The sequence below is a fragment of the Mycolicibacterium gilvum genome, assembly GCF_900454025.1.
Classification (GTDB): Bacteria; Actinomycetota; Actinomycetes; order Mycobacteriales; family Mycobacteriaceae; genus Mycobacterium; species Mycobacterium gilvum.
Map to the genome: position 1 here is coordinate 5,183,106 of NZ_UGQM01000001.1, position 26,412 is coordinate 5,209,517.

Here is a 26,412-nt window from a genome sequence, read left to right on the forward strand (position 1 = left end):
TCAGGCCATGACGCGATTCGCCCGCGGATGGCACTGCCTCGGGCTCGCGGATTCGTTCCGTGACGGAGCGCCCCACGGCATCAACGCGTTCGGCACCATGCTGGTCGTCTTCGCCGACTCCCGCGGCAACCTCGCGGTACTGGACGGCTACTGCCGCCACATGGGCGGCAACCTCGCCCAGGGCACCATCAAGGGCGACGAGGTCGCCTGCCCGTTCCACGACTGGCGCTGGGGCGGCGACGGCAGATGCACGCTCGTCCCCTATGCCAAACGCACCCCCCGCCTGGCCCGCACCCGCGCCTGGCACACCACCGAGGTCAACGGCCAGCTTCTGGTGTGGCACGACCCGGAGGGCTCCGCCCCTGCCACCGAACTGATTCCGCCGACGATCGAGGGTTACGACGAGGGACGCTGGTCGCCGTGGCAGTGGAGTTCGGTGCTCATCGAGGGCGCGCACTGCCGCGAGATCGTCGACAACAACGTCGACATGGCGCACTTCTTCTACATCCACCACGCGTACCCGACGTACTTCAAGAACGTCATCGAAGGACACACCGCCAGCCAGTTCATGGAGTCCAAGCCGCGGCCGGACTTCACGCCCAACCCGGAAAAGCTCTGGGAAGGAACGTATCTGCGGTCGGAGGCAACCTACTTCGGACCGGCGTACATGATCAACTGGCTGCACAACGACCTCGCGCCGGAGTTCACCGTCGAGGTCGCGCTGATCAACTGCCACTACCCGGTGACCCATTCGTCGTTCATGCTGCAGTGGGGCGTGGCCGTCCAGGAGATGCCGGGCCTTCCCGCCGACAAGGCCGAGAAGCTGGCGTCGGCGATGAGTCGCTCGTTCGGTGAGGGCTTCCTCGAAGACGTGGAGATCTGGAAGAACAAGTCACCGATCGAGAACCCGTTGCTGACCGAGGAGGACGGGCCGGTGTACCAGCACCGCCGCTGGTACCACCAGTTCTACGTCGATGCCGCCGACGTCACCGCGGACATGACCGACCGCTACGAGCAGGAGGTCGACACCACCCACGCCAACGTGTTGTGGCAGCGGGAGGTCGACGAGAACATGGCCGCGCGGGGGTAAACCACCGAAATCACAAGGGGGACGCCAGCGACGGCACCACGGCCTCGATCAGATGCGGGCCGGGTTCGGCGAAGGCGGCGCTCAATGCGGCCGCCAGGTCCTCGGCCGTCGTGACGCGGCGGCCCGGAACCCCCATCCCCTCGGCGATCTTCACGAAATCGATGGTCGGACTGCCGAGGTCGAGAAGCTGCGAGGCACGGGGACCGGGAGCCTCGGCGTTGGCCGCACCGACGCGGAGCAGCTCGAGCCGCAGGATGTCGTAGGCGCCGTTGGCGAAGATCACCGTGGTCACATCGAGGTTCTCGCGGGCCTGGGTCCACAGGGCGGACACGGTGTACATCGCCGAACCGTCCGCCTGCAGCGACACCACCGGACGGCCCGGCGCCGCGATCGCCGCCCCGATCGCGGCCGGCATTCCGTAGCCGATCGCACCCCCGGTCAGCGTCAGCACATCGTGGGCCGGGGCTCCCGCGGTCGCCGACGCCACCCCTATTCCCGCGGTGTTGGATTCGTCGACAACGACCGCACCTTCGGGGAGAAGCGCACCGATCACCGCGGCCGCGGAGAACGCGGTGAGGTGTCCCGTCGGCATGTCCGGGCGCGCCGACGGCGCCACCTGCACGCGGGTGTCGGAGGTCAGTTCGTCGGCGAGTGCCTCCAGCGCGGCGGTCGCGCCGAGATGTTGTGCCAGCGTGTGCACTTCACATCCGGGCGGTACCAGGCTGCTCGCGCGGCCCGGGTAGGCGAAGAAGGACACCGGAGCGGCCGCACCGGCCAGGATCAGATGCTCGGCGCCGCGGAGTTGCTCCTCGGCGGCCTCGGCGAAGTACGCGAGCCTCTCGACCGCCGGGACACCCGCACCGCGCTGCAGCCGGGCCGGAAACGTCTCGCACAGCACCCGGGCACCGGTCGCCTCGGCGATCCGCGCGGCGGCCGAGAGTCCCGGCATGCGGGTGGCGTCACCACCGATCAGCAAGATCGTCGGCGCGCCGGAGTTCAGCACATCGACCGCATCGCGGACCGCGTCCTCGTCGGAAGCGACCGGCTCGACCTCGGGCGGGAACGGATCGGGAACATGGTCGCTCCGCAAGCTCCGCTCCGCCGGTTCCCCGTCGCTCCAGGAGACGTCGGCGGGCAGGATCAGCGTGGAGACGATGCCCGCCCGGCTGGCGGTCACCGCATCCACCGCGTCCACGGCGATGTCCCCGCAGTCGAGGGTCCGGCGCGTCCAGCCGGACACGGTCCGCGCGAGGGCGTCGATGTCGGATTCCAGCGGTGCGTCGTACTGCTTGTGATACGTCGCGTGGTCTCCGACGACCACCACCATCGGCACATGGGCCCGCCGGGCGTTGTGCAGATTCGCCAACCCGTTGCCCAGCCCCGGCCCGAGATGCAGAAGCACGGCCGCCGGGGTGCCGGTCATCCGTGCGTAGCCGTCAGCGGCACCGGTGGCCACGCCTTCGAACAACGTCAGGACACCGCGCATCCGCGGCACCGCATCGAGTGCGGCCACGAAATGCATCTCCGAGGTGCCCGGATTGGCGAAGCACACCTCGACGCCGTGGTCGACGAGGGTGGTCAGCAGAGAGTAGGCGCCGTTCACACCTGTCGTTATACGCCCGATCAGTTGTCGCGAATAGCGTCCAGCCGCGTGGAGGCCTCGTCGAATCCGCTCACCAGCTCGGCGATGATGTCGGCAACGGGCCGGATCTCGTTCATCCGGCCGACGATCTGGCCCACCGGCATCGCGACGGTGGTCGGGTCGCTGGATTCGCTCATCCGCTGATGGGCCTCGCTGACAAGGATGTTCTGCAGCGGCATCGGCAACGGCTCGGGCGCGCCCTCGGCGTCCCAGGCGTCGGTCCACCGGCTCTTGAGCAGCCGCGCGGGCTTACCGGTGTAGATGCGACGGCGCACGGTGTCGGCCGAGGTGGCCTTCAACATGGCTTCCTGGATCACCGAGCGACCAGATTCCAGCCGAACACCGAGGTCGTACTCCGCCGAGGTCAGAAACGCCGAGCCCATCCAGACACCCTGTGCGCCAAGGGCCAGGGCCGCCGCGACCTGCCGGCCGGTCCCGATGCCGCCGGCGGCCAGCACCGGCGCCCTGCCGTCAAGAGCATCGACGATCTCCGGCCACAACACCATCGACCCGATCTCACCGGTGTGCCCGCCCGCCTCATGCCCCTGGGCGACGACGATGTCGACACCGTTCTCCACATGGCGCAGAGCGTGTTTCGGCGAACCCGCCAGGGCCGCCACGGGTACGCCCGCCTCATGCACCTGGTCGATGACGTCCTTGGGCGGTGATCCCAGCGCGTTGGCGATCAGCTTGATCGGATGCTTGAGCGCAACCTCGACGTGGCTGCGGGCGACCGAATGCAGCCATCCCAGAACACCTTCGGAGCGTTCCTCATCCTCGGGCAGCGGCGGGACGCCGAGATCGGCGAGGGTCTTGTCGACGAACTCGCGGTGTTCGGCCGGGATCAGCTTGTTGATGTCGACCGACGTGCCCTCGGTCGGAACCTTCGCGGGCATCACGATGTCGACACCGTACGGCTTGCCGTCGGTGTTGGCGTCCATCCACTGCAGGACGTTCTCCAGGTCGTCGGCATCATTGAATCGCACACACCCGAGCACACCGAGCCCACCGGCCTTGGTCACCGCCGCGGCGACCTTCTCCGACGGGGTGAAGACGAAGATCGGGTACTCGATGCCGAAGCGATCGCAGAGTTCGGTACGCATCAGTTGGCTCCCACGTGTTTGGCGTGCACCTCATCGGCCGGACGTTCCTCGGTGGTGTCCTTGGCCCAGCGGTAGTCCGGCTTGCCCGCCGGCGACCGCTTTATCTCGTCGACCAGCCAGAGACTGCGCGGCACTTTGTATCCGGCGATCTCCTTGCGCACGAACGCATCGAGATCCGCCAGGGACGGACGCGCGCCGTCGCGGGGATGCACGACGGCGGCGACGTGCTGACCGAAGCGCGGATCCGGGACACCGACCACCAGCGCGTCGAACACATCGGGGTGCCCCTTCAGGGCGGCCTCGACCTCTTCGGGGTAGATCTTCTCGCCACCGGAGTTGATCGACACCGAGCCACGGCCGAGCATCGTCACGGTGCCGTCCGCCTCCACCTCGGCGTAGTCGCCCGGGATCGCGTACCGCACGCCGTTGTAGGTCCGGAAGGTCTCGGCGGTCTTCTTCTCATCCTTGAAGTACCCGACCGGGATGTGTCCGCACTTGGCGATGACACCCCGCTTGCCCGAGCCGGGCTCGACCTCGTTGCCGTCCTCGTCGAGCACCTTGGTGTTCTTGTCGATCGTCACGCGCGGACCGCCGGTGTGCGACTGCCCTTTCGCGACGATGCTGGTGCCACCGAAGCCGGTCTCCGACGACCCGATGGAGTCGGTGATGATCCGGTTGGGCAGCAGCTCGAGGAACTTCTCCTTGATGCTGGTGGAGAACAGCGCCGCGGTGCTGGCCAACAGGAACAGCGACGACAGGTCGTAGGTGTTGCCTTCCTCCTGATGCGCCAGCAGTGCGTCCAGCAGCGGGCGGGCCATCGCGTCACCGGTGAAGAACAGCAGGTTCACCTTGTGCTCGTGGATCATCCGCCAGATCTGGTCGGCGTCGAACTCCGGTGTCAGCACGACGGTGTGGCCGGAGAACAGCGCCATCCACGTGGCCGACTGCGTCGCACCGTGGATCATCGGCGGGATCGGCAGCCGGACCATCGGGGGGTTGTCGACCGCGGCCTTGGACAGGTCGTACTCGTCGGCGATCGGTTCACCGGTCGCGAAGTCGGTGCCGCCGAACAACACCCGGTAGATGTCCTCGTGGCGCCACATCACGCCCTTGGGGAACCCGGTGGTGCCGCCGGTGTAGAGCAGGTAGATGTCGTCCTCGCTGCGGGGACCGAAGTCCCGCTCGGGCGAACCCTGCTCCAGCGCCGCGTTGAACTCGACGCCACCGTAGCGCTCGTAGTCGTCGTCGCTGCCGTCTTCGATCACCAGGATCGTCTTCACCTTCGGCGTCTCAGGAAGCACGTTGGCCACGCGGTCGGCGTAGCGGCGTTCGTGCACCAGCGCGACCATGTCCGAATTGTCGAAGAGGTACTTCAGCTCACCCTCGACATAGCGGAAGTTGACGTTGACCAGGATCGCGCCGGCCTTCACGATGCCGAGCATCGCGATGACGATCTCGTTGCGGTTGCGGCAGTACAGGCCGACCTTGTCGTCCTTCTTGACGCCCTGGTCGAGGAGGTAGTGGGCAAGGCGGTTGGCCTTCTCCTCCAACTGCGCGTAGGTCAGCTGTTCGTCACCGGTGATGATGGCGACACGGTCAGGCACGGCGTCGATGGCGTGCTCGGCAAGATCGGCGATGTTCAGGGCCACGGCTCTAAACTAGAACGTGTTACATTTCCAGACAAGTCTGTGGCATCGACGCTGGAAGGCGGATCAATTCGTGAGCGACGAACAAAACTCAGAAAAGGGTCCCGACGCCCTCGTCGAACAGCGGGGCCACACCCTGATCGTCACGATGAACCGGCCGGAAAAACGCAATGCGCTCTCCGCCGAAATGATGCAGATCATGGTCGAGGCCTGGGACCGCGTCGACTCCGATCCCGAGATCCGCAGCTGCATCCTGACCGGCGCCGGCGGGGCGTTTTGCGCGGGCATGGACCTCAAGAAAGCGGACAGCCAGGCACCCGGGGACTCGTTCAAGGACGGCAGCTACGACCCGTCCAAGATTCCCGCGCTACTCAAGGGCCGCCGCCTGACCAAGCCGCTGATCGCCGCGGTCGAGGGCGCCGCGATCGCCGGCGGCACCGAGATCCTGCAGGGCACCGACATCCGGGTCGCCGGCGAGAGCGCGAAGTTCGGCGTTTCGGAGGCCAAGTGGAGCCTCTACCCGATGGGAGGTTCGGCCGTCCGTCTGGTCCGCCAGATTCCTTACACCGTCGCCTGCGACATCCTCCTCACAGGACGCCACATCAGCGCGGCCGAGGCCAAGGAGTTCGGACTGATCGGGCACGTGGTTCCCGACGGGCAGGCGCTGACCAAGGCGCTGGAGATCGCCGAGGTCATCAACGGCAACGGCCCCCTCGCGGTGCAGGCCATCCTCAAGACCATCCGTGAGACCGAGGGCATGCACGAAGAAGAGGCCTTTGGGCCCGACACCGCCAACGGCATCCCGGTGTTTCTCTCCGAGGACTCCAAGGAGGGTCCGAAGGCGTTCCTGGAGAAGCGCAAGCCGGTCTGGAAGCTGAAGTAGGCACTCCGCCGAACTTGCATTCCAGCAGCGGAAGTTCGAGAAGACGCCTGCTGGAATGCAAGTTCGGCGCTGTTAGCTCAGCACCTTCGCTGTGGGCGTGAACACCACCGGCATCGACTCCAGACCGCTGACGAAGTTGGCCGGCCGCAGCGGCAGCATGTTCTCGTCGGCGAGCCTCAGGTCGGGCAGACGCTGCACGATCTTGCCGAGCATGAGTTTGAGCTCGAGGCGGGCCAGCTGATTGCCCAGGCAGAAGTGCGTGCCGAAACCGAACGCCACGTGACTGTTCGGGTCCCGGTGGATGTCGAAAGACTCCGGGTTCTCGAAAACACTCTCGTCAAAGTTCGCCGATTCGAACATCAACATGATCTTCTCGCCCGATTTCAGGGCGGTGCCGTGGAAGTCGGTGTCGGCGGTCAGGGTCCGGCACATGTTCTTCACCGGCGACGTCCAGCGCAGCATCTCCTCGATGGCGCCGGGAAGCAGGTCCGGCTGGGCTACTACCTGGCGCCACTGATCCTGGTGTCGCAGAAGCTGTTCGGTGCCTCCCGACAGCGTGTGCCGGGTGGTCTCGTCGCCACCGATGAGGATCAGCAGCGTTTCGAACACGATCTCGTCGTCGGACATCCGTGAGCCCTCGACCTCGGCGTTGACCAGGATCGAGAACAGGTCGTCACGGGGGTTGGACCGCCGGTCCGCGATCACCTCCATGGTGAACGCGGTGTAGGCGGCGAACGTGTCCATCAACTTCTGGATGGTCTGCTCGTCCACGGTGGACGACAGCCCGCACACCAGGTCGTCGGACCACGTCAACAACATGTCGCGTTCCTCGGGGAGCACACCCAGCATGTCCCCGATCACCGCCATCGGCAGCGGTGCGGCGATGTCGCCGACGAAGTCACACTCACCGCGCTCGCAGACCGCGTCGATCAGTGTGTCGCAGAGCTTTTCGATCGACGGCACCTTGTCCATCACGCGTTTGCGGGTGAAGCCGGAGTTGACCAGCTTGCGGCGCAGCAGATGCGCGGGATCGTCCATGTCGATCATGTACGGCATGCCCGGCTGGTCGGGCCGGATTCCACCGGTACTGGAGAACAACTCCGGGTTGCGCTCGGCGTCGAGCACGGCCTGATACGTCGTCGCCGCAGCCAGTCCGTTGCGATCCCGGAACACCGGCTGATTCGCGCGCATCCACGCGTAGGCGGCCCGCGCGGCGGTGCCGTCGGCGTAGAAGTTGCCGTCAGCCAGATCGACGTCCAGCCCGGTCTCAACAGTGGATGTCATTATGCTCCTACGATTTTGGCGTCAGCGAAGGTCATGTCGACGTTGGCTGCCGAACTCGACACCAGCGCGCGTTTGGGCAAGCCTAGGGACGAAAGCTCGGCCGCGTAGGGATGTTCGCCGAGTCGGAGCGAGACACCTCCGGGCCGGTAGCGCACCCCCGAGAGCACCATCTGCCCTTCCGTTTCGCGGGTGACACCGTCGAGATGCGAGTACGTCGAATGCACCTGCGGACGTGATCCGAACGCCGAAGGCATCGGGATCCCGGGCGCGAAGTCCATGCTCACCGCGTGGCGGCCGTCGATGCTGACGTCGAACCCGAACTGCCGTCCGTGGCGAATGGTGAAATCCGCCATCACCTTCGGGTAGCCCCAGATCGTCCGGCCGGCCTCCAGGGTGAACGACTGGTCGACCGGTAGGTGGTGCACGAACGCGCCGGCCGACTGCAACGCCCGTAACCCCGTTGCTTGAGAAGGAGATGTGCCCGGCGGGTTCACCATGATGTTGGTGCCGTACTCGTAGTACTGGCCGAGATCGGTGTCCTCGTAGCGCATCAGCATCAGCACGGCCAGGGCGCGACGGTTGCCGCGGCCGAATCGGCATACCCGCAGTCCGCTGTAGTCGATCATCCGCTGCGCTGCGGCGGCGTCCACGACGAACATCGCGGTGTGCTGGTGGGCACGGCGCACCCGCACCGGCATGGTGAGGACGGTTCCGGCGATGGTGTGTTGTGTCACACCGCACAATCTAGAGCGTGCGCTAGACACTCGGCAAGGAAGTGTCTAGTCGGATGTCCTACACGAGGTCGGCGAGGTCGCGGATCTGCTCGGGGGATCGTGCGCCGACGACCATCATCGTGACGCCGGCGGCTTCCCACGCCGTGATCTGCTCCTTGACGTACGCCAGATCGCCGACAATCGCCGAGTCGTCGACCAGCTCGTCGGGAATCACCGTGGCCGCTTCGTCCTTGCGGTCACTGCGGAACAACCGGGTCACGTCGTCGACGACCTCGGCATAGCCCATCCGGCGATACACGTCGGCGTGGAAGTTGGTGTCTTCGGCGCCCATTCCGCCCATGTAGAGCGCCAGGTGCGGCTTCATCAGCTCCATGATCGCCGGCCGGTCGTCGGTGACGACGACCTGTGCCGTCGCGCAGATCTCGAACGTCTCCCGGGTACGACGCGCGCCGGGACGGGCGAATCCCTCGTCGAGCCACTCGTTGTACATGCCCGCGATGCGCGGCGAATAGAAGATCGGCAGCCACCCGTCGCAGATCTCGGCGGCCAGCGCGACGTTCTTGGGTCCCTCCGCGCCGAGCATCACCGGGATGTCCGAGCGCAGCGGGTGGGTGATCGGCTTGAGGTTCTTGCCCAGACCCGTGGTGCCCTCGCCGGTCAGCGGCAGCGGGTAGTGCGGCCCGTCGCTGTGGACCGGGGCCTCCCGCGCCCAGACCTGCCGCAGGATGTCGACGTACTCCCGCGTGCGGGCCAACGGCTTCGGGAACTTCGCTCCGTACCAGCCCTCGACGACCTGCGGACCGGACACCCCGAGCCCGAGGATGTGCCGTCCTCCGGACAGGTGGTCGAGCGTCAGCGCGGCCATCGCGCACGCGGTCGGCGTGCGCGCCGACAGCTGGATCACCGAGGTGCCCAGGCGCATCCGGGTGGTCTCGCGCCCCCACCACGCCAGCGGGGTGTAGGCGTCCGAGCCCCACGCCTCGGCCGTGAAGACGGTGTCGAAGCCCGCCCCCTCGGCGGCTGCGACGAGCTCGGCGTGGTTCTCCGGTGGCTGAGCGCCCCAATATCCGAGCTGCAAACCCAACTTCATGCCAGCCGTCCTTCCGGGCCACCGGGCCCGCTTCTTGAAACCATTCTTAGAACCTGTTCTACTCGATGCCGTGACCACCAGCCAAAGCAGCCCGGTGCAGATCGACCCGCATGAGCCGCCGCTTTCTGCGCCGTTGAAGCTCGCATTCGACTACACCCGTTCAGTAGGACCGCTCCTCGGTGACTTCTTCACCGCGCTGCGTGAGCGGCGCATCGTCGGGGTTCGCGGATCGGACGGCAAGGTGCTCGTCCCGCCGGCCGAATACGACCCCGTCACCTGGGAGCAATTGACCGAGATCGTACCGGTGGCCAGTGTCGGGACGGTGCTGTCCTGGACGTGGCAGCCCCAGCCGCTGCCGGGGCAGCCGCTGGACCGTCCGTTCGCCTGGGCGCTGATCAAGCTCGACGGCGCGGACACCCCGCTGCTGCACGCCGTAGATGTGGGAGACGCGGGTTCGGAATCCATCAGCACCGGCGCCCGGGTGCACGCGCACTGGATCGACGAGCCGGTCGGTGCGATCACCGACATCGCCTACTTCGCCCTCGGCGACGAGGCGGAGGACGTCCCGCCCGCCCCGGAGGGCCTCGATCCCGTGACGATGGTCGTATCACCGTCCGCCATCGAGATCCAGCACACCGCTTCGCTTCCCGAGAGCACGTTTCTGCGTGCACTGGAGCAGGGCACGCTGCTCGGCGCCCGCAGCGGCGAAACGGGTAAGGTGTACTTCCCCCCGAAGGAAGCGGACCCCGCCACGGGCCTGGAACTCAACAACTTCGTCGAGCTGCCCGACAAGGGCACCGTGACGACGTTCGCGATCATCAACATCCCCTTCGCCGGTCAGCGGATCAAGCCGCCGTATGTGGCCGCCTACGTCCTGCTCGACGGCGCCGACATCCCATTCCTGCACCTGGTCACCGAGATCGATCCGTCCGAAGTCCGGATGGGCATGCGGGTGCAGGCCGTTTGGAAACCCGAGGAGGAGTGGGGCCTCGGCATCGACAACATCGATTACTTCCGGCCGACAGGCGAACCCGACGCCGACTACGACACCTACAAGCACCACCTGTAGACAGGAACCTCACTCATGACCAATCAGCGAGAAGCGAAGCGAGATCGCGCATGACAGACGTCGCAGTGGTCGGGTTCGCCCATGCACCCCACGTCCGCCGCACCAACGGCACCACCAACGGCGTCGAGATGCTGATGCCGTGTTTCCGCGAGCTCTACAGCGAACTCGGCCTGGAGCAGACCGACATCGGCTTCTGGTGTTCGGGATCGTCGGATTACCTTGCCGGGCGGGCCTTCTCGTTCATCTCGGCGATCGATTCGATCGGTGCGGTCCCACCGATCAACGAATCGCACGTCGAGATGGACGCCGCCTGGGCACTGTACGAGGCCTACATCAAGATCCTGACCGGCGAGGTCGAGACCGCTCTGGTGTACGGGTTCGGGAAGTCGTCGGCCGGCACACTGCGCCGGGTCCTGGCGCTACAGACCGACCCCTACACGGTCGCGCCGCTGTGGCCCGACTCGGTGAGCATGGCCGGTCTGCAGGCCCGCTTCGGTCTCGACTCCGGCAAGTGGACCGCCGAGCAGATGGCGCGGGTGGCGCTCGACGCGCTGGCCGCCTCTCCGCGGGTGGATCGTCTGGAACCCGGCAACAATGTCGAGGAGCTGCTGGACCAGCCGTACTTCGCAGAACCGTTGCGCCGCCACGACATCGCGCCGATCACCGACGGCGCGTCGGCGATCGTCCTCGCCGCGGGAGACCGCGCCCGCGAGCTTCGCGAGCGCCCGGCCTGGATCACCGGCATCGAGCACCGCATCGAGACACCGGTTCTCGGCGCCCGCGACCTGACGACGTCGCCGTCGACGGCGGCCTCGGCGGCCGCGGCGACCAACGGCGACCCGGGCTCGATTGAGATCGCCGAGCTGTACGCACCGTTCAGCCATCAGCAGCTCATCCTCACCGAGGCGATCGGTCTGGGCGAGAACACGACGATCAACCCCTCCGGTGGCGCCTTGGCCGCGAACCCGATGTTCTCGGCCGGCCTGGAGCGGATCGGCCTGGCGGCGCGCCACATCTTCGAGGGCAACGCCTCCCGTGTGCTGGCCCACGCGACGAGCGGGCCTGCGCTGCAACAGAATCTGGTCGCCGTCTTGGAAGGTAAGTAGCCATGGCCAAGAAACTCGCCGCCGTTCTGGGGACCGGACAGACGAAGTACGTCGCCAAGCGCAAAGACGTGTCGATGAACGGACTCGTGCGCGAGGCGATCGACCGCGCACTCGACGATGCCGGCGTGACGCTGGCCGACATCGACGCCGTGGTCGTGGGCAAGGCTCCGGACTTCTTCGAGGGCGTCATGATGCCCGAGCTGTTCATGGCCGATGCGACCGGCGCCACCGGCAAGCCGCTGATCCGTGTCCACACCGCAGGCTCGGTCGGCGGTTCGACGGCGATCGTCGCCGCCAGCCTGGTGCAGTCCGGCAAGTACCGGCGCGTGCTGACGATGGCGTGGGAGAAGCAGTCCGAGTCCAATGCCATGTGGGCGCTGAGCATTCCGGTGCCGTTCACCAAGCCGGTCGGCGCGGGCGCCGGCGGCTACTTCGCTCCGCACGTGCGCGCCTACATCCGCCGTTCCGGCGCACCGACCCACATCGGCGCGATGGTCGCGGTCAAGGACCGCCTCAACGGCGCCAAGAACCCGCTGGCCCATCTGCATCAGCCCGACATCACCCTGGAAAAGGTGATGGAGTCTCCGATGCTGTGGGATCCCATCCGCTACGACGAGACCTGTCCGTCCTCCGACGGTGCCGCGGCGTTGGTGATCGGTGACGAGGCCAGCGCGGATGCCCGGGTGGCGGAGGGACATCCCGTCGCCTGGATCCACGCCACCGCACTGCGTACCGAACCGCTGGCCTACGCCGGACGCGATCAGGTGAACCCGCAGGCCAGCCGCGACGCGGCGGCCGCACTGTGGAAGTCGGCGGGCATCAGCAGCCCGATCGACGAGATCGACGTGGCCGAGGTATACGTGCCGTTCTCGTGGTACGAGCCGATGTGGCTGGAGAGCCTCGGGTTCGCCCCCGAGGGTGAAGGCTGGAAGCTCACCGAGGCGGGTGAAACCGCCATCGGCGGGCGTATCCCGTTCAACCCGTCGGGCGGTGTGCTGTCGTCTAATCCGATCGGCGCCTCGGGCATGATCCGGTTCGCCGAGTCGGCGATCCAGGTGATGAACAAGGCCGGCGAACACCAGGTCCCGAACGCACGCAAGGCCCTGGGCCATGCGTACGGCGGTGGCGCGCAGTACTTCTCGATGTGGGTGGTCGGCTCAGACAAACCAGGGGACAAGCCCGCGTAACGCACCCGCCGACATTGCGCTCCGGCAGGACCGCACTCGCGAAAGTCCTGCTGGAATGCAATGTCGGCGTCAGTGTCGGTAGCCGCGCCAGACCGCGCGGACCAACCCGTCGATCGCGCGGTCGTCGAGCGGGGGCATCCCGAGCACCAGCCGGTAGTACGGCGGGGACACCACCGCGTCGACCACCACCTCGACGTCGACGTCGTCGCGCAACTCGCCGCCCTCGACCGCATCCCGAACGGTCGCGGCCACCGCTGCCCTCCGGGGAGCGATCCACTGGTCGCAGAGCGCCTGCTGGATGGCGGGATCCGACGCCGACGCCGCAATCACGTTGCGCAGCAACGGGCCGACAGTCGGATCGACCAGTATCGCGTTCAGCGCGCAGACGTGGTGGACGACGGCTTCCACCGACGTGCTCCCGGGCGGGCGGGTGATCGAGTCCCGGACCGAGTCGAGAAGTCCCTCCAGGACGATCGCCGGTGCCGAAGGCCACCACTTGTAGATCGTCGTGCGACTGACCTCGGCACGTCGCGCGATCGCCTCGACGCTCGCCGCCGCGGGCCCGCCGGCCAGCGCCAGTTCGGCCGCGGCGGTCAGCACGGCGCTGCGCACCGCCTCACTGCGGGGTCGTCCACGGCGACTGGCCACGGGGTCAGCTTATTGCCGGAGTCCGTCTCAAGCCGGTGACCGCCACCGCGAGGCAGCCGACGGCGGCGACGGCGCCGAAGCCGAACATCGACGGATAGCTCGCGTAGTCGGACAGGAACACCATCGCCGCGGGCACCCCGAAGCCCAGGTAGCACAGGCTGTAGAACACCGCGGTCAAACCCGCGAGATCGTCGGGCGTCGCGATCCGCTGAATCTCCAGCAGGCCGGCGACCAACGCCATTCCGTAGCCGGCCCCGAGGACGGCGGCAGCCACCACGGTGGCCCAGATCGTCAACGATGCGGAGGCCCATGCCGCCAACGCCATGCCGGCCGCGACCAGCCCCAGCGCGACGACCACACCGAGCGCTCCCCTGGACAGCAGGCTGCGGCCGAGGTGCTGCACGCCGAAGGCGACGCCCAGGGTCACGGCGCACAGCAGCGCCGAGAACGCGATGGGGGCGGCGGCCACGTGTTCGGTCATCAGTGCGGGCAGCACGGCGTAGGCGGACGCGCCCGCCCCGAACACCCACGGCGCGAGGGGGACCACCACGAGCAGGAACCGTCGGTGCGACGCGCCGGGGATCGCGAGGTCGGTCCACCACGAGTTCGCCGCCGGCCGCACCGAGACCGAGCGCGCGCGGGTCTCGGGAGCGGAGAGCAACAGCACCGCCGCGGCGACTGCCATGGCGACGTTGATCGCGTAGGGCAGCACCGTGGGAGCGGGGCCCCACTGCGCGAGCACTCCGGCGACCGCCGCGCCCAACCCGAAGCCGGCGGTCAGGCTCATCGCGGCACGACGCGCGCCGGCGTCACCCACGCCCCACGGCGGGCTGGACAGTTCCTTGATCCAGCTGCCACCGACGGCCATCGCGAGCCCGAGGGCCAGACCGCTGAACACCCGGCCGACGCCGAGCAACCAGGCCGAGTCGGCACCCACCGCGAGGATGAGCGAACCGATGGCCGCGAGCAGCGGGGCGGGCAGCATCAGCGGCCGTCGACCGAAGCGATCCGACAGCGGCCCGCCGATCAGCAGCGCGGGCACGATCCCCAGCACATAGGCGAACAGCAGCAGGTCGACCGTCAGCGCCGAGAAACCGTCGTCGAGGCGATACATGACCAGGAGCGGGGTGAACTCGTTTCCACCCCACGCGATCGCGAAGGTCGCGAGCGCGACAGCGATCCACCCGCGGGCCCTGCGACCTGCCCCGATCGTGGCCGGTCGGTCGAGCCCGGCCGTCGCGGCGCCTCCGCCAGAATAAGTGGACACTTTGTCCACTATATAAGCGAGCGCAAGTGGGTACCCGTCTCGACGGGAGTGGCATCGGCAACATTCTTCGCAGGTGAACGCGTATTGGATTGCGCCCCGGCGGGGCAAAACTGTAACGTGTTCTAGTTAGAAGCCAACAACTGGGGAGGCCCAAGGTGAGCACCGACACGGCTGGCATTCGCGAGATCGACACCGGAGCGCTGCCCGACCGGTACGCCAGAGGCTGGCACTGCCTCGGTCCGGTCAAGAACTTCACCGACGGCGAACCACACGGCATCGAGATCTTCGGGACCATGCTGGTGGTCTTCGCCGACTCGCAGGGCGAATTGAAGGTCCTCGACGGCTACTGCCGCCACATGGGCGGCAACCTCGCCCAGGGCACCATCAAGGGCGACGAGGTCGCCTGCCCGTTTCACGACTGGCGCTGGGGCGGCGACGGCAAATGCAAGCTCGTCCCCTATGCCAAACGCACCCCCCGCCTGGCCCGTACGCGTGCCTGGCACACCGACGTCCGCGGCGGTTTGCTCTTCGTCTGGCACGACCACGAGGGCAATCCTCCGCAGCCGGAGGTCCGCATCCCGGAGATCCCGCAGTGGTCGAGCGGCGAGTGGACCGACTGGAAGTGGAACACGATGCTGATCGAGGGCTCCAACTGCCGCGAGATCATCGACAACGTCACCGACATGGCGCACTTCTTCTACATCCATTTCGGCTTGCCGACGTACTTCAAGAACGTCTTCGAAGGGCATGTCGCCAGCCAGTATCTGCACAACGTCGGCCGCCCCGACATCAACGACATGGGCACCGCCTACGGTGACGCGTCCCTGGACTCCGAGGCCAGCTACTTCGGCCCGTCGTTCATGATCAACTGGCTGCACAACACCTACGGCGACTTCAAGGCCGAGTCGATCCTGATCAACTGTCACTATCCGGTGTCGCAGGACTCGTTCGTCCTGCAGTGGGGTGTGATCGTGGAGAAGCCCCAGGGCCTCGACGACAAGACCACCGAGAAACTCGCCGATGCGTTCACCGACGGTGTCAGCAAGGGCTTCCTGCAGGACGTCGAGATCTGGAAGCACAAGACGCGTATCGACAACCCCCTGCTGGTCGAAGAAGACGGCGCCGTCTACCAGATGCGCCGTTGGTACCAGCAGTTCTACGTCGACGTCGCCGACGTGACGCCGGAGATGACCGACCGCTTCGAGATGGAAGTCGACACCACGGTGGCGAACCAGAAGTGGAACGTCGAGGTCGAGGAGAATCTCAAGGCGCGCGAGGCCGAGAAGACGGAGCAGCCGGCGACATGAGCCGCCCACCGGATGTGGACCGCCTCGCCAGATCGATGCTCCTGCTGCACGGTCACGACGACGAGGGTCATGAACACGGCCACACTCCGGCTCCGACCGAGAGCAGGCCCGGATCCTGGCGCAAGGCACCGGATTTCACGTCAGACCCGGATCGGGCCGCGGCCGTGCGCGCAAGCAGTCAAGCCGACCGCGAGCGCTACCTCAACTCTGGACTCGCGTCGGTGGACTGCCGGTTCTGTCACGTCTCTGTCAAGGTGAAAAAGCTCGGTCCCGCACACACGTCCGTGCAGTGGACACGGGACGCGACGCAGCGCTGCGCGCATTTCACCGAGATCCGGGATGCCGGCGGCGATCCCGCCCGCTCACCATCCTGCCCGCGGCTGGCCGACAGCATCAGGCACGCGGTGGCCGAGGGCTGCCTGGAGGAATACTCCAGCGCTCCATCGCCCGGCGACGGCGAGCCGTCTACAAGCCCCTGAACCGTTCCTGAACTTGCTCGGCGGTCAGACCGTAGTCCGCCAGCGAGTACGTGTGTTTCGGGGCGCGGGGGCCCTTCTTGCTCTGTTCGTGGGTGTTCACCACCGCGTCCCGGGCGGCGTCGGTGAACTCGATGCCGAAGGCACGGTAGATGTCGTCGACCGCGCCGACCGGGTCGTTGATCAACGCGAAGTAGTCCAGGTCGTAGAACTGCGCCGGATCATGTTTGGCGCGTTCGGCATTGAACAGTTCGAGACCCCGCGACCATGTCTCCATGGAGTCGGCGCCGATGACCTCGCCGGTGAAGGTGTTCGACCACCCCTCGGTGGTGTGCTGCGCCAGCGAGCACATCGACGCCATGATGGTCTCGGCAGGCCGGTGGCACTGCACGACCAACGCGTCGGGGTAGGTGGCGAACAATGCGTCGAGCGCGAACAGGTGGCTGGGATTCTTGAGCACCCAACGCTTTTCGCGGTCGTTGAGCCCGATCAGCTGAAGGTTGCGCCGGTGCCGCTGATACGGCTTCGTCCAGTCCTGCTGCGCCAACCACCGTGAGTACGTCGGCACGTGCGCGAGCGTCTCGTAGGACACCGAATGCAGCGACTGTCGCAGGAGCTGCCAGCACTCCTCGACCTCGTCGGCGGTCATGAAGTGCAGGCCGGTGTAATCCGGATTCTCTTCGTGCGCCTTGGTGAACTGTGCGTCGAGCTGCTGGAAAACCGGGTTCTCGGACCAGGTTTCGCGGGGCGGGCGCGGCTGCGGGAACTCCGCCAGCCACAGTTCGAGGCCCTGGTTACGGGGGTCGGCGGCCAGCAGGCGATGCACCGCAGTCGTTCCCGTGCGCGGCAGGCCGGTCACGAAGATCGGGCGCTCGATCGCCACGTCGGCGTGCTCCGGATACTGCTTGAAGGCCGCCTCCGACACGAGCCTGGCCACCAGTGCGTTCCTGGCGAAGAACCGTTGCATCTTGCTGCCGAGTTCGGTCAGGTCGGCGTCGCGCTGGTAGGACTCCAGCAACACGGCGAGCGCCTCGCGGTAGTTGTCGTCATCGGAACCGAAATCGTCGAGACCGCAGGCCTTCACGGCAGAAGCGTGCAGATCCTCGACGGTACCCACGTCGGTTCTCGGGGTGTGCGCGCTCATCATGCCTTGAATTCCCCACAGTTGACGTCCAGAGCCTGACCGGTGATACCGCTGGACAGGTCGCTGGCCATGAACAGGATCGCCGACGCCACCTCGTCCTCGGTGGGCAGCCGCTTGAGGTCCGAGGCCGCCGCGGTCGCCTTGTAGATCTCGTCGACGGTGGTGCCGTACTTGCCGGCCTGATGGGAGAAATAGGACTCCAGCGTTCCGCCCCAGATGTAGCCGGGCAGCACGGAGTTCACCCGGATCCCCTGATCGCCCAGTTCCGTGGCCAGCGTCTGCGACATCGCCAGGAGCGCCGACTTGGCCATCTTGTACGCGCCGTACTTGGCCTGCGAGTGGCGCACGACCATCGAGTTCACGTTCACCACCGCGCCGTTGGCCTCGGCGAGCGCGGGTGTGAAGGCCTGCACCATGCGCAGCGCACCGAACACCGTCAGCTCGATCGCGTCCCGCATGTGCTCGAAGGTGGTGTTGGCGAACGGCTTCATCGACGGCACCCGGAAGGCGTTGTTGATCAGCACATCGACCTTGCCGTACGCCTTCAGCGACTCCTCCACGAGATTGGCCACCTGCGCCTCGTCGGTGATGTCGGTACCCACGGACACGGCGCGCCGGCCCAGATCAGTGATCTGTGTGGCGACATCCTCCAGCCGCTCGACCGTGCGCGCGGCCAGCACCAGGTCAGCGCCGGCCTCCGCGCACCGGCGGGCCAGCGTGGTGCCCAGCGCGGGTCCGACCCCACTGATCACGACGACCTTGTTCTCCAGCAGCGGAAGCGCTCCCGACATGTCAGCCCACCATTCTTTCGCCGATCTGCTTCTGGCGCAGAGCGATCCGCGTGCGCCAGTCCTCCTCCGAGATTGTGTTCGAGTCGTGGTACGGCAGCGCCGACGCGACGTCGTCGACGTGCACCAGCTCGACGGTCGGCCCGTCGGCCGCCGTCATCTCGCGCGACACCCGCTGCCAGCGGAACTGCAGAAAACCCTTGCGATGCCCCAGGGTCTCGACCCAGTTCGTCACCCCGGGATTGCGGTCGGAGACCACGATGCGGATCTTGTCGTCCGGATCCGCCTGCGCCTGAGTGCCGTTCAGCGACGTCTGGTGGTTGATGTAGTCGAGCGAGATGTACCACAGGCTGCCCAACTGGAAGCCGAGATACGGCGCGTCGGTGACCGGCAGCGTGACGATCAGCGCCTGGTCCTCCGCCAGATCGAACTGGCCGGCCGACGAGTACTGCGTCGCGAGGCCACCGGGTGTGAGCCGGGGCGCCACCATCGTGTTGGGCGGGCTGTCGTTGTAGAACCACTGCGGAAACTGCAGCCAGGTCTTGACCCGCTGCACGAGTTGCTTGCCGGCGACCGTGTAGCGCTTCTCGATGAGCTCGCGGGTCAACGGCGGCGGAGCCGTGCCCGCGGTGTCGGTGCGCGCGATGGCGAACGTGCCGCGCTGGGCCGACCAGTCGTTGTATACCTCGCGGATCACCAACTGCGAGGGCACCGCAGGGGTGAACCGCCATTCGAACGTTCCGTCGGCGGCGATGTCGAGCTTGCGGTCGTCGAACGCGGTGTCGCTGTCGGGTACGACCTCGTCGGTGTACTCACCGCCGAGCAGCTGGAAGCTCACATCTGTGGTGGTACCGCGCCGCCCGGTGACGACGTACTCGTGGCCGGGCTGCACCCGGGTGCCGAAGTACATGGTGTCGGGGTTGTCGAGACCCATCTTGGTGAACGGACCCGTGCCACTGTGCAGGAACGGGTGATCGCGGTCGTAGTCGAACGCGACGTGCGTACACGCGGCGATGCAGCCCGCGAGGTACTGCAGGCCCTCGAGGAGATCTGCCTCGGATTCGATGAACGGAGCGGCCGAGACGAGTTCCTCGGCTTCGGCGATGGCGTCGGCGAGTGGCTGTGCGAACACAGTCTGAAACTAGAACCTGTTCTACCGAGAGTCAATATATCGACCGTGCTGGTTCATATTTGGAACGGTGAGGCTATAGTTCCGGCATGAGCGTGCCGGTTCAACCCGGTCGGGCGTCGCCGCCCACCGACCGTGTGGTCCAGATCCTGGACTTCCTGGCATCCAGACCGACCGAGCGGTACGGAGTTTCGGATCTGGCCAGACGTGTCGGGCTGAGCAAACCGACCTGCCTGGGCATCGTCACCTCGCTGACCGAGGCGGGCTACCTCGTCCGCGATCCCGCCGACAAGACCTACCGACTCGGTCCGTCGTTGATCACGCTCGGTCACCGGGCCCAGGAGTCGATGCGGGTCAGCCCCGCCGCGCGGGACCACCTGCGCCGGCTGTCGGCGCGGTACGGTGCCACCGCCGCGTTGTCGGCCGTGGTCGACGATCGGATCACGCTGCTGGACCTCGTCGCCCCGACGGGCGCCAGGCCCGGTGTCGAGGTGGGCCAGAGCTATCCGTTCGCGCCGCCGGTAGGCCTGATGTTCGTGCTGTGGGATGACGAGGCCGAACAGGACTGGCTCAGAAGGCAACCCACGATCCCACTACGCACCGACACCGAACGTCTGAAGAGGGTGGTCGCGTCGTGCCGCGCAGACGGATACCTCGTCGAGAGGCAGACCCCGGGCGGGCGGCGGCTCTATGCACTGATGGCCGGTATGCCCACCGAACTGCCCGACGAGTTGCGGGCCCTGCTGGGTGAACTGGTCTCCGACATCGGGGAGCGGGTGTATCTGCGGGAGGAGAGTTCCGGGCGCCGAAAGCACGACATCAGCGTGATCTCCGCCCCGGTGTTCGATCACTACCAGCGACAGGTCATGGTCACCTCGATGCACATCGGAAAAGCTCTGACGGACAACGAGATCAGTGAGCGCGCTCGCGCGGTCGTGGCGGCCGCCGACGCGGTGACCGCTCAACTCGGCGGCATGAGGCCGCGCGACCCGGCCTGAACCCTCAGCCTCCGGAGAGCCGCTGTAGGGAGATGGGCAGGCCGTCGGCGGGCGTGGGGCCCGTACCCCAGGTCATCAGCGGCCGGTATCCGGGCGCCACGCGCCAGCGAAAATGGCGCAGCAGTTGGTGCATCACCAGCTTGACGTTCATGTCGGCGAACTGCTGACCGATGCATTTGTGCACACCGCCCCCGAACGGGGCGAACGCATAGCGGTGCACGGCCGCGACGTCGCCACCCCCGAGGAATCGACCCGGGTCGAACCGGTCCGGATCCGGCCACCAGTCGGCCAGGCGCATCGACGCGTAGACGTTGATCGCGACCTGGGTCTTGCGGGGGATGTAGTGCCCGCATACCTCGGTGTCGGTGACCGTCTGCCGGAACAGCGTGCCCGCCGGGGCATACATGCGCAGGATCTCCTTGAACGCGACATCCAGCAGCGGATAGGCGCCGTCCAGATCCGCCAGGCCCAGTCCGTCGCCGGCGTCGGCCTCGTCCCGTAACGCGTCCTGCCAGCGTAGATTTCGGCCGAGTTCGTATACCAGCATGGAGATCGCGATGGCGCTGGTGTCATGAGCGGCCATGAGCAGGAAGATCATGTGGTTCACGATGTCCGCGTCGCTGAAGCTGTCTCCGTCCTCACTGCGACTACGGCACATCATCGAGAACAGGTCGGCACCGGTTCCGGCTCGCCGCTCGGGGATCTGCGCGGCGAAGTACCGTTCCAGACGTTCCCGGGCGCGCAGGCCGCGCGCCCACGTCCCACCGGGGACGTCGGCGCGGATCATCGCCTGCCCGCCGCAGACGGTGTCGTGGAAGTCCGACGAGAGGCGGTCGGCCTCCGCACCCAGGACAGCACCGACGAAGACCTCGGCCGCCTGGTCGAGAAGCAGCTTCTTCACGGCGGTATAGAACGGAAACCCCGCAGCTGTAGGCCAACTCGTGACCGTACGGGAGATACCGGGTCGCATCAGCGTCAGATACCCGTCCAGCGCGCTCCGGGTGAAGGCCTGCTGCATGATGCGGCGATGGTCGCGATGTTCCTCGAAGTCCAGCAGCATGATGCCGCGGTGGAAGAACGGACCGATCACCGGCGCCCATCCCCGCGTGCTGGAGAACGCCTTGTCCCTGTTGATCCACGCCGTCTCCAGCGCCTCGGGACCCATCAACTGCACGACGCGGAAGCCGATTCCGCCCGCCCAGGAGACCGGTCCGAAACGCTCATAACGTTCGCGGGCGAACTCCAGGGGCTCGACGAACGTGCTGAGGAGGTGCCCGAGCACGGGGAATCCGTAATTGCCCAGCACCGGCTTCAACTCCGACCCCGCCGGTGGACGGCTCAACGGCCGCACCCGACTGGGATAGCGCGATGTCACCGAGGCCGCCGCGGACTGGAAACGCAATGTGGCCGACGCCGCCGGCAAGCCGGGCAACGACTGCGGCAAGGCACTCATGGCACAGCTCCTGATCCGGCGTTTCCGTACTTCTGGTACGAGAACGTGCCAGACTGATCCGATGATGTCAAGGCTCCTCGCCGCCTGCGCGAATGCGAGCATCGTCGGGTGACTGACGCACCGCGACGCACCTACGGCGGCCAGAGCGCTGATGCACGCCGCCTGGCCCGGCGTGTGCGTCTGCTCGACGCAGCGATCGAGGTGATCGCCGACGACGCGTGGCGCACGGTCACCGTCGACCGCCTCTGCGCCGATGCCGGGCTGAACAAGAGGTACTTCTACGAGAGCTTCGCGACCCTCGACGACGTCGCCGCCGCCGCCGTCGACGACATCGCCGACGACGTCCGCACCGCGACGGTCAACGTGGCAGCCCATCGGGCCGACGAACCACTGGATCAACAGGCCCGGGCCGTCGTCGACGCGTTGGTGCGGGCGCTGGTCGAGGACCCCCGGCGCGGGCGCATCCTGCTCGGCGGTCTCGCGGGTTCGGTTGCGCTGCACGAGCACCGAGGCGCGGTGATGCGCGGGCTGACCGCCGTGCTGGTGTCGCATGCCCGCAGCGTGCACGGCGTCGAGCTGGAGAAGGACCCCCTGGCCGAGGTCGCTCCGGCGTTCATCGTCGGCGGCACCGCCGACGCGATCCTCGCCTACCTGGACGGTCGCGCAAGGATGTCTCTCGACAGCCTCGTCACCGCCCTGACCACGCTGTGGCTCATCACCGGAAACGGTGCCGCGGAGGTGGCACGCCACCGGCTCGACGGCTGACGAAGCAACACGTGCCGTGCCTGCGCGGTCATCGCAGGCACGGCACGCGGGTGCATCAGATGGCCGCTATCAGGGGGTCGGCGCGGCCGGCGTCTCGGGCGTGACGCCCGGGGCCGTGGCCGGAGGGATCACCTCAGGGGCCTGCGGTGCTGCCGGAACCTCGGAAACGCCCAGGGTCGACACCGCCTGGGCGATCGGCGTCGGCTCCACCTTCAGTCCGCACAGGGTCTCCAGGGCACTGGCGGGCTGGTGAATCGCCTTCAACTGCTTCTCCACCTGCGGGTTCTGCTCGAAGTACGCCGCGTAGGCGGTCTGCGCCTCCGGTTGCGGCTGAACCGAGATCGCGGTGAGCGCCTCGTTGGTCTGAGGGTTGGCCGCCAGGTAGGCACCCTCGGAGGCGGCGACGGTGCTGACGGTTCCGGCGACGTTGCTCGCGGAACACTCGGGAGCCGGTTGAGCACCGGCCACCGGGGCGACGATCGCCGCGGTACCGAAAGCGAGCAGGCCGCCGGCGAACATTCCGAACAGGCCGCGGCGCACAGTGGTCACGGACGCGTTCATCGAATCACTCCTTGAAGTCTGCGGTCAGACGGTCCGTGCAGGGCTAACCCGTCCGGCGCGTGACCAAACCCGTCGGCGACCCCACACCCGCCGTGGCGACCGGCATCATCACAGGTCAAAACTAGTGGCTGGGGCCCGCGAAAAATTGCTCCCTCACGCCGTCGCTGCCACAGCGAACGGCAGAACCTGCACCGCTCCGGCTGCGCGCACCACCCGCGCCGCCATCGTGATCGTCCAGCCGCTGTCGGCCAGGTCGTCGACCAACAGCACGGGCCCTCCGACCTGAGCCATCAGCGCCGGGTCCGGGGCAGAGAACGCCCCGTGCAGAGCCGCCACCCGATACGCGGAATTCGACGCCGTCACCGGCCTCCGATCCGGCGCATACCGCAGCACTCCGAGATCGGTGAGCCGACCCAGCTCGGACAATCTGCGCGCGAGCGACGAGATGAGCTGCGGATGGGTGTCGGAGTCGACGGCCATCACCGCGGACGGTCGGGTCTCCCAATCCCAGGAGGCAAGCACCTTGACCGCCGCCTGCACCACCTCCTCGGGCGCCTCGGCGTCCTCGGCGTCCAGAAGTCGGCGCAGTCGGGCGCCCCAGCCGAGGTCGGTGAGCCGACCGATGACACGTCCCGGCGCCGGACCGTCGGTGATCTTTCCGCTGAGATCGATGCCCAGCTTCGCCAGCCCCGTCGGCCACTGCTTACGCGGAGCCAACACCACACCGGGGCGCATCAGCCGTTGCCGGGAGTCCTCGGCGACCGCCGCATCGACCCCGGACTCGTAACGACTGCCGACGCAGTTGTCACACCGCCCGCACCGCTCCCCGTCGCGCAGACCGGGATCATCGAGCTGGCGCCGCAGAAACACCATTCGACACTCGGCGGTGCTCTGGTAGTCGAGCATCGCCTGCTGCTCGCGGCGGCGCGCCTCGTCGAGGGTCCGGTACCGCGGCTCGTCGTAGCTCCAGGGCTGACCCGTGCTGATCCACCCGCCTTTCACCCGGCGCACCGCACCGTCGACGTCGAGCACCTTGAGCACCATCTCCAGCCGGGAGCGCCCGAGATCCACCAGGGGTTCGAGTGCCGCAGTGGACTGTGCCCGATCGGACTCCAACGCGTCAATCACGTTGCGCACCATGGCTTCCGAGGGGAACGCCACCGACGCGAAGTACCGCCACACATCCTGGTCCTCGTGGCCGGGCAACAGAACCACCTCGGCGCTGTCCGTCGAGCGGCCGGCGCGTCCGACCTGCTGGTAGTACGCGATCGGCGACGACGGCGCACCGAGGTGGACGACGAACCCCAGGTCGGGTTTGTCGAAACCCATTCCCAGCGCAGACGTGGCGATCAGCGCCTTGACGCGGTTGGCGAGCAGATCGCCCTCCAGCTGTTCACGCTCGGCGGCTTCCGTCGCCCCCGTGTAGGACGCGACCTTGTGTCCGTGTTCGGCGAGCAGCGCTGCCACATCGTTGGCCTGGGCGACCGTCAGCGTGTAGACGATTCCCGACCCGGGCAACGAACCCAATTGCGAGACAAGCCATGCCGCACGCTGAGCCGGGTTGCCCGCCTTCACCACCGACAGCCGCAGCGACTCCCGGTCGAGCCCACCGCGCAACACCAGCGTGTCGTGCTCGCTTTCGGGTCCACCCACGCCGAGCTGCGCGGCGACGTCGGCGACCACCCGGTCGTTGGCCGTCGCGGTCGTCGCCAGCACCGGCACGTCGGCACCGAGGTCGGCGATCAGCGTGCGGATGCGCCGGTAATCGGGGCGGAAATCATGTCCCCAGTCGGATACGCAGTGCGCCTCGTCGACGACGACCAGACCTGCGTCATCGGCGAGCGCCGGCAGCACCTCGTCACGAAAGTCGGGATTGTTCAACCGTTCCGGGCTCACCAGCAGCACGTCGAGCTCGCCGCGTCGCACCCTGTCGTGAATGTCGGACCAGTCCGTCACGTTGCTGGAGTTGATGGTCGCGGCGTGCACTCCCGCCCGCTCGGCTGCGGCGACCTGGTTGCGCATCAGAGCCAGCAGCGGCGACACGATCACCGTCGGACCGTGGCCCGCGGCACGCAGGAGTTTCGCCGAGATGAAGTAGACCGCCGACTTGCCCCAACCGGTGCGCTGCACCACCAGCGCGCGGCGCCGGTGCACCACCAGCGCCTCGATCGCCGTCCACTGGTCGTCGCGCAGGACCGCGTCCGGACCCGCCAATTGTTCGAGGATCGCCTGCGCGTCAGCTCTGGTCGCCGTCGCCTTCGCGACTGCAGGGGAATCGTTCATGAGGCCCATCGTGCCTGCTGGGTCTGACGGCGGCACGCGCCGTCAGTGGACGATGAGCCAGATCGCTGCGAAATGGCACGCCGCTGCTGCGACGGTGAACGCATGAAAGAACTCGTGGTGGCCGAAAGTCGCAGGCCACGGATTCGGCCATTGCACGCCGTAGAGGATCGCACCCAGGTTGTAGAGCACACCGCCGGCGATCAGGAGCGCGACCACCGTGGCGCCCGCACCGTGAAGCAAAGCGTCGGCAAACCAGATCGCGACGTACCCCAGCATCAGATACAACGGGATGCCCACCCACCGCGGCGCCGACGGCCAGCACATCTTCAGGGCCACGCCGGCCAGCGCGCCCGCCCAGACCATCGTCAGCACCTCGGCGCCGACCCCGGGCGGAAGGGCGAGTACGGCCAACGGCGTGTAACTCGCCGCGATGAACAGGAAGATCACCGAGTGGTCGAGTCGCATCATCCACTTCTCGGCCTGCGGTGATCCCCACTCGACGCGGTGGTAGGTGGCACTGACGGTGAACATCGCCACGACACCGGCGACGTACACCGAGGCCGCCCACCCAGCGCGCTCCGACGGCGACATCCAGGCGCCCTGGACCAACGCGACACCCGCGAAGACGGCCACGACGGCCGACACCAGATGTATCCACCCGCGCGCGCGGGGCCGCCGGGCGATGCCGTCGACAACCGGGTCCAAGGGGATGGGCCCAGTCAGTGCATCGCCGTTGATCAGGACATCTCCGATGTGTGG

24 protein-coding genes are annotated in these 26,412 nt (G+C 67.2%); 9 read left to right on the forward strand and 15 right to left on the reverse strand.

The window, feature by feature from the left end; translation table 11 throughout:
* Positions 1–7: 7 nt before the first annotated feature.
* On the forward strand, positions 8–1,090 hold the full coding sequence (locus DYE23_RS24365; RefSeq protein ID WP_115328390.1) for a 3-ketosteroid-9-alpha-monooxygenase, oxygenase component: 1,083 nt from the start codon (positions 8–10) through the stop codon (positions 1,088–1,090).
* Between the two features lie 10 nt (positions 1,091–1,100).
* Here the strand turns inward: DYE23_RS24365 and DYE23_RS24370 are convergent, their stop codons facing one another.
* From DYE23_RS24370 to DYE23_RS24380, 3 genes are read right to left on the reverse strand one after another with little or no spacing between them, the layout of a single operon-like run.
* Entirely contained in the window at positions 1,101–2,693 is a 1,593-nt protein-coding gene (locus DYE23_RS24370; protein WP_115328391.1) for an acetolactate synthase large subunit, read from the reverse strand.
* Between the two features lie 20 nt (positions 2,694–2,713).
* Positions 2,714–3,835 (reverse strand): NAD(P)H-dependent flavin oxidoreductase, encoded by a 1,122-nt coding sequence (locus DYE23_RS24375; RefSeq protein WP_115328392.1) that lies wholly within the window; start codon positions 3,833–3,835, stop codon positions 2,714–2,716.
* Positions 3,835–5,484, reverse strand: a complete 1,650-nt coding sequence (locus DYE23_RS24380; protein ID WP_115328393.1) for a medium/long-chain-fatty-acid--CoA/3-oxocholest-4-en-26-oate--CoA ligase — start codon at positions 5,482–5,484, stop codon at positions 3,835–3,837. Before DYE23_RS24380 ends, DYE23_RS24375 begins: the two co-directional genes overlap by 1 nt.
* 70 nt (positions 5,485–5,554) lie before the next feature.
* Here DYE23_RS24380 and DYE23_RS24385 point away from each other — a divergent pair, with 70 nt between their 5' ends.
* Positions 5,555–6,364: a crotonase/enoyl-CoA hydratase family protein gene (locus tag DYE23_RS24385; protein WP_115328394.1), complete on the forward strand. Its 810-nt coding sequence runs from the start codon at positions 5,555–5,557 to the stop codon at positions 6,362–6,364.
* Between the two features lie 72 nt (positions 6,365–6,436).
* Here DYE23_RS24385 and DYE23_RS24390 read toward each other — a convergent pair whose 3' ends face one another.
* From DYE23_RS24390 to DYE23_RS24400, 3 genes are read right to left on the reverse strand one after another with little or no spacing between them, the layout of a single operon-like run.
* Positions 6,437–7,648 carry a cytochrome P450 gene (locus DYE23_RS24390; RefSeq protein WP_115328395.1) on the reverse strand — a complete coding sequence of 404 codons (1,212 nt, stop codon included), beginning with the start codon at positions 7,646–7,648 and terminating at the stop codon, positions 6,437–6,439.
* Positions 7,648–8,382: an acetoacetate decarboxylase family protein gene (locus tag DYE23_RS24395; RefSeq protein WP_115328396.1), complete on the reverse strand. Its 735-nt coding sequence runs from the start codon at positions 8,380–8,382 to the stop codon at positions 7,648–7,650. The genes DYE23_RS24390 and DYE23_RS24395 overlap by 1 nt, the downstream gene beginning before the upstream one ends.
* 58 nt (positions 8,383–8,440) lie before the next feature.
* Positions 8,441–9,472 carry an LLM class F420-dependent oxidoreductase gene (locus tag DYE23_RS24400; protein ID WP_011892436.1) on the reverse strand — a complete coding sequence of 344 codons (1,032 nt, stop codon included), beginning with the start codon at positions 9,470–9,472 and terminating at the stop codon, positions 8,441–8,443.
* A gap of 70 nt (positions 9,473–9,542) precedes the next feature.
* Here DYE23_RS24400 and DYE23_RS24405 point away from each other — a divergent pair, with 70 nt between their 5' ends.
* From DYE23_RS24405 to DYE23_RS24415, 3 genes are read left to right on the forward strand one after another with little or no spacing between them, the layout of a single operon-like run.
* A complete protein-coding gene (locus DYE23_RS24405) occupies positions 9,543–10,541 on the forward strand; it encodes a Zn-ribbon domain-containing OB-fold protein (protein ID WP_172527835.1) in 999 nt (332 codons plus the stop codon).
* Positions 10,542–10,591: 50 nt separating this feature from the next.
* Positions 10,592–11,647 (forward strand): thiolase family protein, encoded by a 1,056-nt coding sequence (locus tag DYE23_RS24410; protein ID WP_115328397.1) that lies wholly within the window; start codon positions 10,592–10,594, stop codon positions 11,645–11,647.
* A gap of 2 nt (positions 11,648–11,649) precedes the next feature.
* The gene (locus tag DYE23_RS24415) at positions 11,650–12,834 is read left to right on the forward strand and encodes a thiolase family protein (RefSeq protein WP_013470752.1); all 1,185 of its coding nucleotides are present in this window, start codon (positions 11,650–11,652) and stop codon (positions 12,832–12,834) included.
* A 69-nt stretch (positions 12,835–12,903) separates the two neighbouring features.
* Here the strand turns inward: DYE23_RS24415 and DYE23_RS24420 are convergent, their stop codons facing one another.
* Together DYE23_RS24420 and DYE23_RS24425 are read right to left on the reverse strand one after the other, a co-directional pair.
* Entirely contained in the window at positions 12,904–13,482 is a 579-nt protein-coding gene (locus tag DYE23_RS24420) for a TetR-like C-terminal domain-containing protein (protein WP_011892432.1), read from the reverse strand.
* Positions 13,483–13,486: 4 nt separating this feature from the next.
* Positions 13,487–14,692 (reverse strand): MFS transporter, encoded by a 1,206-nt coding sequence (locus DYE23_RS24425; RefSeq protein ID WP_041788401.1) that lies wholly within the window; start codon positions 14,690–14,692, stop codon positions 13,487–13,489.
* A gap of 212 nt (positions 14,693–14,904) precedes the next feature.
* Between DYE23_RS24425 and DYE23_RS24430 the strand changes: the two genes are divergently transcribed.
* Positions 14,905–16,056 (forward strand): 3-ketosteroid-9-alpha-monooxygenase, oxygenase component, encoded by a 1,152-nt coding sequence (locus tag DYE23_RS24430; RefSeq protein WP_011892430.1) that lies wholly within the window; start codon positions 14,905–14,907, stop codon positions 16,054–16,056.
* A complete protein-coding gene (locus DYE23_RS24435; protein WP_115328399.1) occupies positions 16,053–16,535 on the forward strand; it encodes a hypothetical protein in 483 nt (160 codons plus the stop codon). The genes DYE23_RS24430 and DYE23_RS24435 overlap by 4 nt, the downstream gene beginning before the upstream one ends.
* On the opposite strand, the gene DYE23_RS24440 is transcribed toward DYE23_RS24435, so the two are convergent.
* The 3 genes from DYE23_RS24440 to DYE23_RS24450 are packed head-to-tail and all read right to left on the reverse strand — an operon-like array spanning position 16,522 to position 19,596.
* A complete protein-coding gene (locus DYE23_RS24440; protein WP_115328400.1) occupies positions 16,522–17,676 on the reverse strand; it encodes a sulfotransferase family protein in 1,155 nt (384 codons plus the stop codon). The genes DYE23_RS24435 and DYE23_RS24440 overlap by 14 nt on opposite strands.
* Positions 17,676–18,467, reverse strand: coding sequence for an SDR family oxidoreductase (locus DYE23_RS24445; RefSeq protein ID WP_115328401.1), 792 nt, complete (start codon positions 18,465–18,467; stop codon positions 17,676–17,678). Before DYE23_RS24445 ends, DYE23_RS24440 begins: the two co-directional genes overlap by 1 nt.
* A gap of 1 nt (position 18,468) precedes the next feature.
* Positions 18,469–19,596, reverse strand: coding sequence for a hypothetical protein (locus DYE23_RS24450; RefSeq protein WP_115328402.1), 1,128 nt, complete (start codon positions 19,594–19,596; stop codon positions 18,469–18,471).
* 86 nt (positions 19,597–19,682) lie between these two features.
* On the opposite strand from DYE23_RS24450, the gene DYE23_RS24455 reads away from it, so the two are divergent.
* On the forward strand, positions 19,683–20,591 hold the full coding sequence (locus tag DYE23_RS24455) for an IclR family transcriptional regulator (RefSeq protein WP_115328403.1): 909 nt from the start codon (positions 19,683–19,685) through the stop codon (positions 20,589–20,591).
* A 4-nt stretch (positions 20,592–20,595) separates the two neighbouring features.
* Here DYE23_RS24455 and DYE23_RS24460 read toward each other — a convergent pair whose 3' ends face one another.
* Complete coding sequence (locus tag DYE23_RS24460) at positions 20,596–22,044, reverse strand: cytochrome P450 (protein WP_115328404.1); 1,449 nt, start codon at positions 22,042–22,044, stop codon at positions 20,596–20,598.
* Positions 22,045–22,152: 108 nt separating this feature from the next.
* On the opposite strand from DYE23_RS24460, the gene DYE23_RS24465 reads away from it, so the two are divergent.
* Positions 22,153–22,809 (forward strand): TetR/AcrR family transcriptional regulator, encoded by a 657-nt coding sequence (locus DYE23_RS24465; protein WP_115328405.1) that lies wholly within the window; start codon positions 22,153–22,155, stop codon positions 22,807–22,809.
* A 69-nt stretch (positions 22,810–22,878) separates the two neighbouring features.
* On the opposite strand, the gene DYE23_RS24470 is transcribed toward DYE23_RS24465, so the two are convergent.
* The 3 genes from DYE23_RS24470 to trhA all read right to left on the reverse strand — a co-directional run bounded on the left by DYE23_RS24470 (position 22,879) and on the right by trhA (position 26,376).
* Entirely contained in the window at positions 22,879–23,370 is a 492-nt protein-coding gene (locus tag DYE23_RS24470; protein WP_011892422.1) for a heme-binding protein, read from the reverse strand.
* 153 nt (positions 23,371–23,523) lie between these two features.
* A complete protein-coding gene (locus DYE23_RS24475; protein WP_115328406.1) occupies positions 23,524–25,662 on the reverse strand; it encodes a RecQ family ATP-dependent DNA helicase in 2,139 nt (712 codons plus the stop codon).
* A 33-nt stretch (positions 25,663–25,695) separates the two neighbouring features.
* A complete protein-coding gene (gene trhA / locus DYE23_RS24480) occupies positions 25,696–26,376 on the reverse strand; it encodes a PAQR family membrane homeostasis protein TrhA (protein WP_235660622.1) in 681 nt (226 codons plus the stop codon).
* Positions 26,377–26,412 lie beyond the last annotated feature (36 nt).

Coding starts and splice junctions, on each gene's coding strand:
- DYE23_RS24365 (WP_115328390.1), top strand. CDS start 8: ATGACGCGATTCGCCCGCGGATGGCACTGCCTCGGGCTCGCGGATTCG.
- DYE23_RS24375 (WP_115328392.1), bottom strand. CDS start 3,835: ATGCGTACCGAACTCTGCGATCGCTTCGGCATCGAGTACCCGATCTTC.
- DYE23_RS24390 (WP_115328395.1), bottom strand. CDS start 7,648: ATGACATCCACTGTTGAGACCGGGCTGGACGTCGATCTGGCTGACGGC.
- DYE23_RS24400 (WP_011892436.1), bottom strand. CDS start 9,472: ATGAAGTTGGGTTTGCAGCTCGGATATTGGGGCGCTCAGCCACCGGAG.
- DYE23_RS24410 (WP_115328397.1), top strand. CDS start 10,592: ATGACAGACGTCGCAGTGGTCGGGTTCGCCCATGCACCCCACGTCCGC.
- DYE23_RS24415 (WP_013470752.1), top strand. CDS start 11,650: ATGGCCAAGAAACTCGCCGCCGTTCTGGGGACCGGACAGACGAAGTAC.
- DYE23_RS24435 (WP_115328399.1), top strand. CDS start 16,053: ATGAGCCGCCCACCGGATGTGGACCGCCTCGCCAGATCGATGCTCCTG.
- DYE23_RS24440 (WP_115328400.1), bottom strand. CDS start 17,676: ATGAGCGCGCACACCCCGAGAACCGACGTGGGTACCGTCGAGGATCTG.
- DYE23_RS24445 (WP_115328401.1), bottom strand. CDS start 18,467: ATGTCGGGAGCGCTTCCGCTGCTGGAGAACAAGGTCGTCGTGATCAGT.
- DYE23_RS24455 (WP_115328403.1), top strand. CDS start 19,683: ATGAGCGTGCCGGTTCAACCCGGTCGGGCGTCGCCGCCCACCGACCGT.
- DYE23_RS24460 (WP_115328404.1), bottom strand. CDS start 22,044: ATGAGTGCCTTGCCGCAGTCGTTGCCCGGCTTGCCGGCGGCGTCGGCC.
- DYE23_RS24470 (WP_011892422.1), bottom strand. CDS start 23,370: ATGAACGCGTCCGTGACCACTGTGCGCCGCGGCCTGTTCGGAATGTTC.
- DYE23_RS24475 (WP_115328406.1), bottom strand. CDS start 25,662: ATGGGCCTCATGAACGATTCCCCTGCAGTCGCGAAGGCGACGGCGACC.